This window comes from Corynebacterium uropygiale (assembly GCF_021568315.1).
GTDB lineage: Bacteria > Actinomycetota > Actinomycetes > Mycobacteriales > Mycobacteriaceae > Corynebacterium > Corynebacterium uropygiale.
Genome location: NZ_JAKGSI010000002.1, coordinates 160,968 through 173,745, shown reverse-complemented (window position 1 = coordinate 173,745; position 12,778 = coordinate 160,968). Strand labels below are relative to the sequence as shown.

General features: G+C 66.0%; 11 protein-coding genes. 3 read left to right on the top strand and 8 right to left on the bottom strand.

Annotated elements, in window-relative coordinates:
* The first annotated feature begins 17 nt into the window (after window positions 1-17).
* Together mtr and L1O03_RS04285 are read left to right on the top strand one after the other, a co-directional pair.
* Window positions 18-1,406, top strand: coding sequence for a mycothione reductase (gene mtr / locus L1O03_RS04290; RefSeq protein WP_236118506.1), 1,389 nt, complete (start codon window positions 18-20; stop codon window positions 1,404-1,406).
* A gap of 3 nt (window positions 1,407-1,409) precedes the next feature.
* Entirely contained in the window at window positions 1,410-1,874 is a 465-nt protein-coding gene (locus L1O03_RS04285) for a hypothetical protein (RefSeq protein WP_236118206.1), read from the top strand.
* On the opposite strand, the gene map is transcribed toward L1O03_RS04285, so the two are convergent.
* The 5 genes from map to dxr form a co-directional block, all read right to left on the bottom strand.
* Window positions 1,852-2,721 (bottom strand): type I methionyl aminopeptidase, encoded by an 870-nt coding sequence (map, locus tag L1O03_RS04280; RefSeq protein WP_236118205.1) that lies wholly within the window; start codon window positions 2,719-2,721, stop codon window positions 1,852-1,854. The genes L1O03_RS04285 and map overlap by 23 nt on opposite strands.
* An 18-nt stretch (window positions 2,722-2,739) precedes the next feature.
* Window positions 2,740-4,560: a penicillin-binding transpeptidase domain-containing protein gene (locus tag L1O03_RS04275; RefSeq protein WP_236118204.1), complete on the bottom strand. Its 1,821-nt coding sequence runs from the start codon at window positions 4,558-4,560 to the stop codon at window positions 2,740-2,742.
* A 62-nt stretch (window positions 4,561-4,622) separates the two neighbouring features.
* Window positions 4,623-5,786: a flavodoxin-dependent (E)-4-hydroxy-3-methylbut-2-enyl-diphosphate synthase gene (ispG, locus tag L1O03_RS04270; protein WP_236118203.1), complete on the bottom strand. Its 1,164-nt coding sequence runs from the start codon at window positions 5,784-5,786 to the stop codon at window positions 4,623-4,625.
* A gap of 81 nt (window positions 5,787-5,867) precedes the next feature.
* Window positions 5,868-7,079 (bottom strand): M50 family metallopeptidase, encoded by a 1,212-nt coding sequence (locus L1O03_RS04265; protein ID WP_236118202.1) that lies wholly within the window; start codon window positions 7,077-7,079, stop codon window positions 5,868-5,870.
* Window positions 7,080-7,085: 6 nt separating this feature from the next.
* Window positions 7,086-8,300: a 1-deoxy-D-xylulose-5-phosphate reductoisomerase gene (gene dxr, locus L1O03_RS04260; RefSeq protein ID WP_236118201.1), complete on the bottom strand. Its 1,215-nt coding sequence runs from the start codon at window positions 8,298-8,300 to the stop codon at window positions 7,086-7,088.
* 164 nt (window positions 8,301-8,464) lie between these two features.
* On the opposite strand from dxr, the gene L1O03_RS04255 reads away from it, so the two are divergent.
* The gene (locus L1O03_RS04255; RefSeq protein WP_236118200.1) at window positions 8,465-8,920 is read left to right on the top strand and encodes a DUF2631 domain-containing protein; all 456 of its coding nucleotides are present in this window, start codon (window positions 8,465-8,467) and stop codon (window positions 8,918-8,920) included.
* Window positions 8,921-9,087: 167 nt separating this feature from the next.
* Here L1O03_RS04255 and L1O03_RS04250 read toward each other — a convergent pair whose 3' ends face one another.
* The 3 genes from L1O03_RS04250 to rlmN are packed head-to-tail and all read right to left on the bottom strand — an operon-like array spanning window position 9,088 to window position 12,737.
* Window positions 9,088-10,803, bottom strand: a complete 1,716-nt coding sequence (locus L1O03_RS04250; RefSeq protein ID WP_236118199.1) for a hypothetical protein — start codon at window positions 10,801-10,803, stop codon at window positions 9,088-9,090.
* On the bottom strand, window positions 10,796-11,587 hold the full coding sequence (locus L1O03_RS04245; RefSeq protein ID WP_236118198.1) for an ABC transporter ATP-binding protein: 792 nt from the start codon (window positions 11,585-11,587) through the stop codon (window positions 10,796-10,798). The genes L1O03_RS04250 and L1O03_RS04245 overlap by 8 nt, the downstream gene beginning before the upstream one ends.
* A gap of 43 nt (window positions 11,588-11,630) precedes the next feature.
* The gene (gene rlmN / locus L1O03_RS04240) at window positions 11,631-12,737 is read right to left on the bottom strand and encodes a dual-specificity RNA methyltransferase RlmN (RefSeq protein ID WP_236118197.1); all 1,107 of its coding nucleotides are present in this window, start codon (window positions 12,735-12,737) and stop codon (window positions 11,631-11,633) included.
* Window positions 12,738-12,778 lie beyond the last annotated feature (41 nt).

Sequence of the window (12,778 nt, the reverse complement as noted above, 5' to 3'; positions counted from 1 at the left end):
GATTGAACGTGAGCACAATGCCCGTGGACAAGCATTACTCCCTCATCATCATCGGAACGGGATCGGGGAATTCCATCCCGACCCCGGAGTTTGATGACCAATCCATCGCCATCATCGAAGAGGGGCGCTTCGGCGGGACCTGCCTCAATGTGGGGTGCATCCCCACCAAGATGTATGTCCACGCTGCGGATATCGCCTACGAGACCCGCGAGGGCGGTGCCCTCGGGGTCCACGGCCACGTCGATCGGGTGGACTGGCCGAGCATCGTCGAGCGCGTCTTCCACAAGCGCATCGACCAGATCGCGGAGGGCGGCGAGGCCTACCGCCGCGGCCCGGAGACCCCCAACATCGACGTCTACGACCAGCACGCGCGCTTCATCGGGCCCAAGACCATCGAGACGGGCCAGGGCGAGGAGCGGCGCGTCATCAGCGGCGACACCATCATCATTGCCGCCGGTTCCCGCCCCCAGGTCCTCCCCGTCATCGCCGAGTCCGGCGTCACCTATCACACCAGCGAGGACATCATGCGGCTGCCCGAGCAGCCCTCCTCCCTCATCATCATGGGCGGCGGATACATTGCCCTCGAGTTCGCGCACGTCTTCGACGCGCTCGGCACGAAGGTGACCATTGTGAACCGCTCCGAGCAGCTTCTGCGCACCGTGGACCAGGATGTGTCCCAGCGCATCAATGAGATCATCGCGCAGCGCTACGACATGCGCACCGGCGTGGAGGTTTCCGCTGCGCGCGACGTCGAGGACGGCGTCGAGCTCACCCTCGACGACGGCAGCACGGTCCGCGCGGAGGCGCTGCTCGTGGCCACCGGCCGCATCCCCAACGGCGACCTGCTCGGCGCCGAGGCCGCGGGCATCGATCTCCATGAGGATGGGCGGCGGATCGTCGTCGACGACTATGGCCGCACGAGCGCCGACGGCGTGTGGGCCCTCGGCGATGTCTCCTCCCCCTACCTCCTCAAGCACGTGGCTAACGCCGAGATGCGGGCCGTGCGCCACAACGTCCTCCACCCGGAGGACCTGCGCCCCATGCCGCACACGCACGTCCCGGCGGCCATTTTTACCCACCCGCAGATCGCCACCGTCGGACTCACCGAGGACGAGGCCCGGGAGAAGGGGCTCGATATCACGGTGAAGATCCAGAACTACGGGGACGTCGCCTATGGCTGGGCCATGGAGGACACCACGGGGTTCGTCAAGCTCATCGCGGACCGCTCGACGGGCAAGCTGCTGGGCGCCCACCTCATTGGGCCCCAGGCTTCCACGCTGATCCAGCAGCTCATCACCCTCATGGTCTTTGACATCGACGTTCGGGATGCAGCCACCTCGCAGTACTGGATCCACCCCGCCCTCCCCGAGGTCATCGAAAACGCCCTCCTGGGCCTGGAGTTCTAGGCGATGGCCGTTGCCACGAGCACGCGCCAGCGACCGCCAGCTGCCGCCGCGCGGCGCCGACGCCTCATCGCCTCCCTCACCTCGCTCGCCACGGGGCTCTGCCTCATCCTCGCCTCTCTCGGCCCCAGCCTCACGAAGGCCCATGTGCTCGCGATTCCCCTCGCCGGGGTGCTCTGCTGCACAGCCTTCTTGAACGCCCAGGGGCTCTTCCGGGAGCACGTCGACGGCCACTCCCGTGCCGGGAGCATCTTCTCCGGCATCGGCGGTCTGCTCATCCTGGGGGTCGGGGCGCTTCACGCAGCCGCGGTGTGGGTGGCCGGCGGACAGCTCAATGGGGCACTCATCACGGCGTCCTCCGTGGTAGTGCCCCTGGCCGGCCTCTGTTGTCTGGCCGGCGGTGTCCTTCACCTCCCGGGCCGTGGGCCCCGGGAGGATGCCCCGCGGTCTAGGACTCGTCGGGAATGGTGAGGATTTCGTTGCCGTCCTCGGTGATGACGATGGTGTGCTCGAACTGGGCGGAGAACTTGTAATCCGTGTTCTGCACGGTCCAGTCGTTGTCCCAGATGGTGTAGTCCAGCCCACCGAGGTTAATCATGGGCTCGATGGTGAGCGTCATCCCGGGTTCGAGGATGTCCCGGTAGGCCATGGAGTCATAGTGAAGGACCACGAGCCCGTTGTGGAAGGTGGGCCCCACGCCGTGTCCGGTGAAGTCGCGGACAACGGTATAGCCGAAGCGGTGGGCATAGGACTCGATGACGCGCCCGATGACGTTGATCTCACGCCCCGGCTTGGCCACCTTGATGCCCCGCATCATCGCCTCGCGCGTCCGCTCGACGAGGAGCCGGTGCTCCTCGCTCACGTTGCCGGCCAGGAACGTGGCGTTCGTGTCACCATGCACGCCGTTCTTGTAGGCCGTCACATCGATATTGACGATGTCTCCATCCTCAATCACCGTGGTGTCCGGAATCCCGTGGCACACGATCTCATTGAGGGACACGCAACACGACTTGGGGAAACCCCGATAGCCGAGCGTCGAGGGATAGGCGCCGTGGTCACACATGTACTCGTGGGCCACCCGATCAATCTCATCGGTCGTCACACCAGGCTTCACCGCGGCACCGGCCGCAGCCAGGGCATTCGCCGCGATGCGCGAGGCCTCACGCATCTTCTCAATCGTTTCCGGCGTCTGCACATACGGTTCGCCGACGTTCTCCTGGACCGAGTCCTTCCAGGCGTACTCCGGCCTCTCAATGCTCTCAGGGACCTTGCGAATCGGGGTGGGCTTCTCCTGCTTCAATGGCGCACGTTCTGACATGGTGGCCATCGTAGTCCCCTACTCGGCTGGCGCGTCTAGCAGCCGGAAGAACTCGTCGGTGACCGCCACCGAGGACTCCGATCCTCCGCCGCGGACCACCAGCGTCGCGAAGGCCAGATCATCCCGGTACCCGGCGAACCACGCGTGCGACCCGCCGTCGAACTCCGCCTCGCCCGTCTTGGCGTAGATCTCGCCGCCGGCTTTCATCCCGGTCGCCGTTCCGTGGGTGACGACGGCCCGCATGAGCGGCCTGAGACCGTCGATGACGTGCTGCGAGGGCGCATCCGCGCCGTTTTTCACCTCAGTCTGGTGGCCCTGGATGAGCACGGGTGTGGGCGTGTGCCCCGCCGCCGCGGTGGCCGCAACGAGCGCCACGCCGAAGGGGCTCACGAGGTCATCCCCCTGGCCATAGCCGGCATCGGTGCGGGCGAGCTCATCCTCCCCCTTGGGGATGCTCCCGGTCAGCGTGTCCAGGCCGGGGATCTCATAGTCCACCCCGATCCCGAACTTCCTCCCCTCCTCCTGCAGCTCAGAGGGCGCAAGCCGGCTGGAGATGTCCGCGAAGGTCGTGTTACAGGAGCGGGCAAAGGCCGTCTGTAGCGGCACCGTCCCCAGCCCGAAGCCCGCGTAGTTCGTCACCACGCGTGTCCCAATGTCCATGGTGGACGGGCAGGGCACGGAAGCGCCCGGGCCCAGGCCCTGGTGCTCGATGCCGGCGCTCGCCGTGATGATCTTGAACACCGAGCCGGGCGGGTACTGCCCCATGAGTGCCAGGTCCCCGTGCTTATCCGCCTCCGGGGTCTGCGCGACGGCGAGGATCTCCCCCGTCGACGGCCGGATGACCACCATCATCGCCTCCATCGAGGAGCGCGTGTTCACCGCCGCCTGGGCGGCATTTTGCACCTTGTGGTCGAGGCTCACCCGGATGGCGGGGGCGGGCTGCGGGGCGTGGTAATCCACGTCGGTGTAGGCCGCCCCCTCGGCGGACACCGTCGAGACCTTCCACCCATTATTGCCCTGCACATCATCCGCCACGATGCGATTGACCCGCGCCATGATGTCCGGGGCAAACTCCGGATCCTTGTTGATCATCGCGGCTTCCTCATTGATCCGCACCGCCGGCTGGGCGCTCACGGCCGTGCGCAGCTGTGCCCCGAAACGATCCGCCACAAGGGCCACCGAATAGGAGCCCGTGTGCTTCGCCAGCTCCCCCTTGAGCTCCTCCGCCGACACCGTGGGCTGGTGAGCATCCTCCCGGTGGATCGCGTCGAGGGTCCGGGAGATCGTGTACGCCACCGAGCGGCGCTGCTCATCCGTGGCCAGCTGATCCGTGTCGACGACAACCCTATGCTGCCTCCCCGGGACGAGCACCGACGCCCCGTCCGAGGTGATGACGCTCGCGGGCTCCGCCGCGACGGAGCGCAGCTCAAGGTGCTGGTGCGCGGCGAGCTGCGGGTGAATCATGCTGGGACGCCAGCGCACGGTCCACTCCCCATCGGAGAGGGTGAGCAGCATTTCCGTGTCATAGGAGAGCTCCCGCTCGCGGGGAAGGATCCAGCGCAGGTGATAGTGCGCCGTCGCGACATTCTCCCGGACGTCGATATCTGTCAGATTGGTCTCGAGACCCTCCGCCTGGAGACCGTCGAAGCTGCGGCGGATGATGTCCTCCGCCGCCTCCGACTGATCGATGTACTGGCCCGCATCCTCGGGCTTATCGGCCGCGAGCGCCTCGAGCACGGCCGTGGCGACTGGCTCCGGGTCATTCGGACGAGGCGTGCACGCGACAAGGCTCGTGGCCCCCAGAGCCGCGCTCAGCACGATGGATGCAAGCCTTTTCATGCACGGAAGAGTAACACCGCGCACGAGACGCCCCCGGGAGGCGCACCCCAGCCCCCAATCGTCTAGCGTGTAACCTTGACCGACGGCGAGACGCCGTCTTCTTCTTCCCAGCCTTCTTCCTCGGCGATGCGCATGGCCTCGTCGATGAGGGTCTCGACGATCTGGGATTCTGGCACGGTCTTGATGACCTCGCCCTTCACGAAGATCTGCCCCTTGCCGTTGCCCGAGGCGACGCCCAGGTCAGCATCGCGGGCCTCACCCGGCCCATTGACCACGCAGCCCATGACGGCGACGCGCAGTGGGAACTTCATCCCCTCGAGCCCGGCCGTCACCTCGTTGGCGAGGGTGTACACATCCACCTGCGCCCGGCCGCAGGAGGGGCAGGAGACAATCTCGAGCTTCCGCGGGCGGAGGTTGAGCGACTGGAGGATCTGGTCCCCCACCTTGATCTCCTCCACCGGGTCCGCCGAGAGGGAGACGCGGATCGTATCCCCGATACCAGAGCCCAGCAGCCAACCGAAAGCGACGGCCGACTTGATGGTCCCCTGGAAGGCCGGGCCGGCCTCCGTAACACCGAGGTGTAGCGGATAGTCCGTCTTCGCAGCGAGCTGACGATAGGCCTCCACCATCACCACTGGGTCATTGTGCTTCACCGAGATGGCGATGTCCCCGTACCCGTGCTCCTCGAAGAGGGAGGCCTCCCACATCGCCGACTCGACGAGCGCCTCCGGGGTGGCCTTGCCGTACTTCTCCAGCAGCCGCTTATCGAGGGAACCCGCGTTCACGCCGATACGGATGGGGATGCCGGCATCGCCGGCCGCCTTGGCCACTTCCTTCACGCGGCCATCGAATTCCCGGATGTTCCCCGGGTTCACGCGAACTGCGGCACAGCCGGCGTCGATGGCCTTGAAGATGTACTTCGGTTGGAAGTGAATGTCGGCGATCACCGGGATGGGAGACTTTGCCGCGATGGCGGGCAGCGCGTCGGCGTCCACCGTCTTGGGGCAGGCCACACGGACAATATCGCAGCCCGTCGCCGTCAGCTGCGCAATCTGCTGGAGCGTGGCGTTGATGTCATGAGTCTTCGTCGTGGTCATTGACTGGACCGACACGGGATAATCCGAGCCGACCCCCACAGAGCCCACCATGAGCTGGCGAGTTTTCCGCCGAGGGGCCAGGGTTGGCGGCGGGGCGTCCGGAAGTCCAAGTCCAATGGGTTGAGACACGATGTTTTTCAATCTCCTCTAGACAGCGTATGCGGAGCAACGGTCACCGCGAAGAAAATTCTACACCCCGAAGCGCCCCTCTCAGCCGAAGAGCCGAACCGGGTTGACGACGTCCGCCACGATGACCACCACGCCCAGGCTGACCAGCAGCGCGGCGATCGTCATCGTGAGCGGCATGAGGCGCGTGTAGTCCGCCGGCCCGAGCGCGGGAAGGCCCCGCATCCGCCGCACCCCGTCGCGCAGCTTCTCCCACAGCACGACGGCGATGTGCCCGCCGTCGAGCGGCGGCAGCGGCACGAGGTTAAAGAGGGCGAGGAAGAAATTGAGGTTGGCGAGCATCATCCAGAACATCGTCCACATGCTGCGCTCGGCCATTTCCCCGCCCACGCGCGAGGCTCCCACCACGCTCATGGGGCTATCGACGGCCCGCTCCGCGCCGAAGATCGAGGCCACCACGCCAGGCACCTTCCCGGGGAGGGAGAGGAGCCCCTTCACCGTGGCGTCGAAGAACTGCCCCGAAAAGCGGAGGGCGGGGCCGATGCCCTCGATCGGCCCGTACTTCTTCACGGCATCGGGCCCGGTGCCGCCGGTGAGGCCGATGGCCCCCACCTCGCGGAGGGTGCCGTCAGCGTCGAGGCGCTGCACGCTCTGGACGTCGATGTGGAGGGTGAGCGGCTGGCCGTTTCGTTCCACCTCGACGCTCACCCGCTCCCCGGGGTGGGCCATGACGATGTCCCGCACCTGGCCGAAGCTGGTGATCTGCTGCCCTTCCACCACGCGCACGCGATCCCCTGGCTGGATCCCGGCCGCGGCCGCCGGCCCCTCACCGCTACAGCGAGCGAGGCTGCCATCGGGGAGCTGGTCCGCGGCGCAGACCGTCTCGAGGGCGACCGGCGCGGGATCGGCATCCGGATTCGGCAGACCGTTACTCAAGCCCACCCCATAGATAATGATGAAGCCGATGAGGACGTTCATGATCACCCCGCCGAGCAGCACGATAATCCGCTGCCACCAGGGTTTATTCACCATCGCGTGCGGGGCTTCCTCCGCCGTGACCTCATCCTGGGCCGTCATGCCCGCGATCTCGCAGAAGCCCCCCAGCGGGACAGCCTTGAGCCCGTATTCCGTCGTGCCCCGCCGGAAGGACCAGACCCGCGGCCCGAATCCGATGAAGTATCGACGGACCCTCATGCCGCAGGCGCGCGCCGCCGTGAGGTGGCCCCACTCGTGGAGAGCAATGGTCACCGCGATACCGAGAGCAAAAAGGAGAACTCCCAGGATGTACGCTCCCACGTGTTCCTACCTCTCATTCCTCGACGTGCGTCGCCCGATCTCCTCCTGCGCGAGGGCCCGGGCGGCCTTCTCCGCCTCAAGAACCACTCGGACGTCCCCGGCGCCGCCCTCGGTCTCGGTGGCGAAGCCGGGCGCCGTCGCCGCTGAGGAGTTCATCACATCGGCAACGATATCGACGATCTCCGGGAAGTGAATGACCCCCTCGAGGAAGGCGGCCGCGGCCTCCTCGTTGGCCGCATTGTAGATGGCCGGCAGCACGCCGCCCTGCCGGACGGCCGTGCGGGCGAGCTCCACCGCGGGAAAGGCCTCGTTGTCCACCGGGGCGAAGGTCCACGTGTGAGACTCGGCGAAGTCGAGCCGGGGCTGCACATCCGGGACGCGCTCCGGCCACGCCAGGGCATGCGAGATCGGCATGAGCATCGAGGGCGGAGAGGCCTGGGCGATGGTCGCTCCATCAGCGAAGGTCACCATGGAGTGAACGATCGACTGCGGGTGCACCGTCACCTCGATCATGTCCGGGTCAATATCGAAGAGCAGCGTGGCCTCGATGAGCTCCAAGCCCTTGTTCACCAGGGTGGCGGAGTTCAGCGTGTTCATCTGCCCCATCGACCACGTGGGATGCGCCGCCGCCTGGGCCGGCGTGACATCCCACATGTCCTCGCGGCTCCACCCGCGGAAGGGCCCGCCCGACGCGGTGAGCACGAAGCGGCGGATATCCTTCGCCGAACCCGCCCGGAGGCACTGGGCCATCGCCGAGTGCTCCGAGTCCACGGGGACAATCTGCCCCGGCCGCGCCCGGCCGGTCACCAGACGGCCGCCCGCCACGAGGGATTCCTTGTTCGCGAGCGCGAGGGTCGCGCCCTCCTCGATGATCGCCAGCGTTGCGGCCAAACCTAAGGAGCCGACGAGGGCATTGAGCACCGTCTCCGGCGGAGTATCGCTTGCCGCCGCGGCACGGACCAGCTCCGCCGCCGACTGCTCCCCCTCCAGTACTCGGCCGCCCAGCGCCTCGGACACGACGCGCGCAGCCTCCGCATCAGCCACCGCCACCTGCTCAGGCCGAAGATTCCAGCGCCTGGCCTGCTCGACGATGAGCTCCGGGCGCGAGCCGTGCGCTGCGATCCCTACCAGCTCAAAGAGCTCCGGGTGGGCGTCGAGAACCTGGAGCGCCTGGGTGCCAATCGAACCTGTAGATCCAAGGATGAGGATGCGCTTCGTCATTCGTCCATTTTCGCACCCCGGGCGGAGATGGGAAAGTCCGCCGCCCGTCACCCCGAATGCGGGTAAACCAAAAGGATGGTGGCCGCGGAGGATGAGGGGAAACTGAGGGCGCCATGTGTAGGATAAGGAGAGCAAGAGTCCTGTAGCGACATAAGGAGAGAACTGTGGCTGGTTCGCACGAATTGAAGCCGGAAATTCACAACGGGGTATCCACGCTCGATGAGCCTTCCGCCGCCTGGGGGTGGCACGGCCTGAGCCGCACCGCTATTCAGATCGCCGGGTGGATCTCTGTCCTCGTTCTTCTCGCCTACCACTTTGGTAACCACCGCGGTCACGTGGAGACGATCTTCCTCGTCGTCCTCGCTGCCGTGATCGCCCTCGGCCTTCTCATTCACCTGTTCCAGCCGCAGGGCCACCAGGTTCGCACCGTGACCGCCCGCAACAAGCCGGTCGGCCACCAGGAGCCTGAGTGGGCGTACCTCCAGGCCACCCTGCAGGGCCCCTACGCTGAGCTCTCTGATTCTCAGCTCCGCTCCCTCAACATCGAGCCCTCCCGCGTGCAGCACCTGCGCGCCGTGAGCTCCTCCGAGGGCGCGCACGCGCTGCACAGCAAGCACTAAGCTTTCTTTCTCTCCTTGGCGCTCCTCATCGAGCGAACGCCAGCACGCTGAAGCCCCTCCTCCGCACCAGCCGGAGGAGGGGCTTCGCTGTGCGTTCCCGCGAAGCGTTGGAGAGGCTCCACGCTACCGTCGCTCCCCTGTCACCCCCTTGAGGAACCAGAAGCGCCTTAGGCGCTGATCCAGTTCTTCACCTTCTGGTAGATCTCCGCACCACTCTGCTCGTACTTCTTGGCCCCGAGGTTGAGGAAGAGCACGTGCACAGCCAGGGGGACAAGGATGGCGAGCACATAGCCGAGGATGCGCAGCCAGAGCCCCACCTCGACGTTGTACTGCACGACAATGCAGACGATTCCCGGGATGAGCGGGACCCAGCCCGTGAATACGGAGATCAAGGAACTCACCAGTGCCGCCGCCTTGAAGCCGCTGCGGTCGCCCCAGGGGCTCGTGCCGGGCTTGGACATGGCGAAGGGATTGTAAGTGCTGAGCAGGAACCCAATCCCGATCGAAGACAGTGCCGCCCCGAGGCCGAAGGTCATGCTGGCCCAGAACCAGAACCACGTCGAGTCATCGGAGTGACCCGTCACGATGAAGAGGAGGACGCTTGCCACGCTCATCAGCACGACCGCGACGATCTCCAACAGGTACAAGGGGAAAGCCCGGCCCAGGAGCAGCGCCCGCGAGGAGACCCCAGAGCTGAGGTAGAGCCCCGTGCCGGGCCCGTCGAGACCGAAGACGTTGGCAGACTGGCTCGCGAGAATCAGCGCAAAGAAGCAGGTGTATATCACGGACATCATGTAGTTGTCCGTGGAGTAGGCCATGTACGCCAAGAAGATCGCGAGGATGGGAAGCATCCACACAAGCGATGCCGTGCGGCTGTCCTTCACAAAACTGCGCACGCCCACCGAACCCACGATGCTCCAGGGCCTCCACTGAAGGCCGGGGAGAAGGAGGGCACGCGGGTTGATCACGGTGCTGTCCACCGTCGATTGGCGTTCCTTCGCTGTTTCTCGCACGAGCGGCTCGGCGATCTGATGGCGCAGCGCCACGGCGATGAACCAGATCAGCACTGCCACCGTCGCCACCGTGATGAGGAGGCACAGGAGTGCCCCCATCAGAGAGCCATGAAGTGTGTGCGCGATGATCCCCGCCGGCGCAGCCAAGGGAGTCCACTGGATGAATCGCCCGAACTCCATGATCCAGTTCTGCGGATTCTCAAGCCGAAGCATAATGTTCGCGGCGAGGATCACCACCAAGAAGATCACCACGCTGTACTTGGCCAGCTTGTCCTTCTGCGCGGAATGATCCGCACCGAAGATGAGCGGGATAAAGCACATCCCCACGATCGTGATGAGGATGGTCCCGATCGCCCCCAGCACCACGGCCACGACCACACTCGCGCTCAGAGTGGGAAGCGCGACGAGCACGCACGCGGAGAACACCACGGTCCACACGATGACGAGGATTCCCCGCGACTGGATGATGCTCCCGCAGAGCGTCGCCACGAGGTAGTCCCGCATGGACAGCGGGAGGGTGGGCGTCTGGCGGGGTTGGACCTGGGCGTCGCCGAGGGGGAAGGTGATCGCGAGCAGCCAGAGGAAGAGTGTCGCAAACCCCAGCGTGCCCGGGATGATGGCCGCGTGGCCCTGGGGATCATCGTGGAGGCCGATGCAGCCCAGGCCAGCAAAGAGCAGCCCCCACAGCCCGTAGAACCACAAGAGGATGTGGCACACGAGGATCGACTTGTTGTTCTTGACAATGCGCCAGCCGACAAGCCGCTGGAGCGCAATGAGCTGTCGCCACTGAGGCCGCGGTTCCCCCGCGATAGCGCGGATGCGTTCACTGGTGGAGGCACCGGCGCCCGACGTCGTTTGTAACTTAGACATGGTCTCGGCCCCCTAGCCAGCCCAGCGATCCCTCCTTGAGCGAGGCCCCGCCCACGAGCTCGACGAAGACGTCGCTGAGGCGGCGGCCGTTGCGGACCTCGTCGACGTGGCCGGCGGTGCGTACGGTGCCGCGGTCGATGATCGCCACGTAGTCGCAGAGCCCCTCGATGAGCTCCATGACGTGCGAACTGATCACCACGGTGCCGCCCGCCCCGACGTAAGCGCGCAGGATGTCCTGGATGAGCTTGCCGGAGACGGGATCCACGGACTCCAGCGGCTCATCGAGGATGAGGACCTCCGGGTTATGGATCATCGCGACGGCAAGCAGGATCTTCTTCGTCATGCCCGCGGAATACTCCCCGATGGGGGTGTCGGCCGCCTCGACCAGTCCCAGTGCGTCGAGGAGCTCTTCGCCGCGGCGGGCGATGGTATCAGGATCCATTCCCCGCAGTCCCCCGGTGAAGGCGAGGATCTCCGGGCCCGAGAGCCGGTCAAAATAGGGGGCGTCGTCGATGAGGAGCCCCATCTTCTGGCGCACCAGCTCGGGTTCTTCCCAGGTGTTGTGGCCCGCGATGTAGGCCTCACCCGCGTCGGGGCGAAGCAGCCCGGTGGCCATGGCCAGGCTCGTTGTCTTCCCCGCGCCGTTGGGACCGACCACCCCGTACAGCGCCCCGCGCGGGATATCGAGGCTCAGGTTGTCGACGGCCACCTTATTCCCGAACACCTTGCGCACGCCACGAAGAGCCAGCGCAACGCTTCGGGGGTCATCGTGAAGCTCAATCATGTCACTGAGTCTATCAGTGAATGACGTTTATCACTCCTTATCTTTATGAGGCGGCCCTATCCTCCGCGGCCAGCTGGCCACACGCAGCGGCGATCTCCTGCCCCCGGGTATCGCGCACGGTGCAGGTGACGCCCTGGGCGGCGACCCGCCGGACGAACTCATCCTGCCGCTCCTTCGGGGAGGCATCCCACTTCGAGCCCGGGGTGGGATTGAGCGGAATGAGGTTGACGTGCGCGAGCGGACCGAGAGCCCTGTGGAGCTTGCGGCCAAGCAGGTCAGCGCGCCACGGGTGATCGTTGATGTCCCGGATGAGGGCATACTCGACGGACACCCGGCGCCCGCTGCGCTCGGCATAGTAGTGCGCGGCCTCGAGGACCTCGCTCACCGACCAGCGATTATTCACCGGGACGAGGGTGTCACGAAGCTCATCGTCCGGGGTGTGGAGGGACACCGCCAGCGTCACCGACAGGTCTTCATCCGCGAGGCGCCGGATAGCTGGCGCCAAGCCGACCGTCGAGACCGTCACGTTGCGCTGGGAAAGACCAAAGCCCCGCGGCGCCGGCTGCGTAATCTGCCGCACTGCTGAGACGACGCGCTTGTAGTTGGCCAGCGGCTCCCCCATCCCCATGAAGACGACGTTGCTCAGGCGACGCCCCTCCGCGTGCATGGTCGCCGCGGCGGCGCGCACCTGATCGACGATCTCCCCGGTGGAGAGGTTGCGGTCGAGCCCGCCCTGGCCCGTCGCACAGAAGGGGCAGGCCATGCCACAGCCGGCCTGCGAGGAAATGCATAGCGTGGCCCGGTCGGGGTAGCGCATGAGCACGGATTCCAGCAGCGTGCCGTCGTGCAGCTTCCACAGCGTCTTTCGGGTCTCGCCATTATCCGTCTCGATGCTGCGCACCGGGGTCATGAGCGTCGGGAAGAGGGCATCTTTCACCTTCTCGCGCTGGGCCGCGGGAAGATCCGTCATGGTGAGCGGGTCAGCTTCATAGCGGGCATAATAATGCCGGGCGATCTGATCCACCCGGAACTTCGGCAGGCCGAGCTCCGCGAGCGCCGCGATGCGCTCCTCCTGGGTGAGATCCGCGAAGTGCTTGGGGGGAAGGCCGCGCTTGGGCGCAGCGAACTGAAGTGCCACTGGTTTAGCCATGATGCTTCTTATCTTTACACGGCCGCTTCTGCGAGAACGAA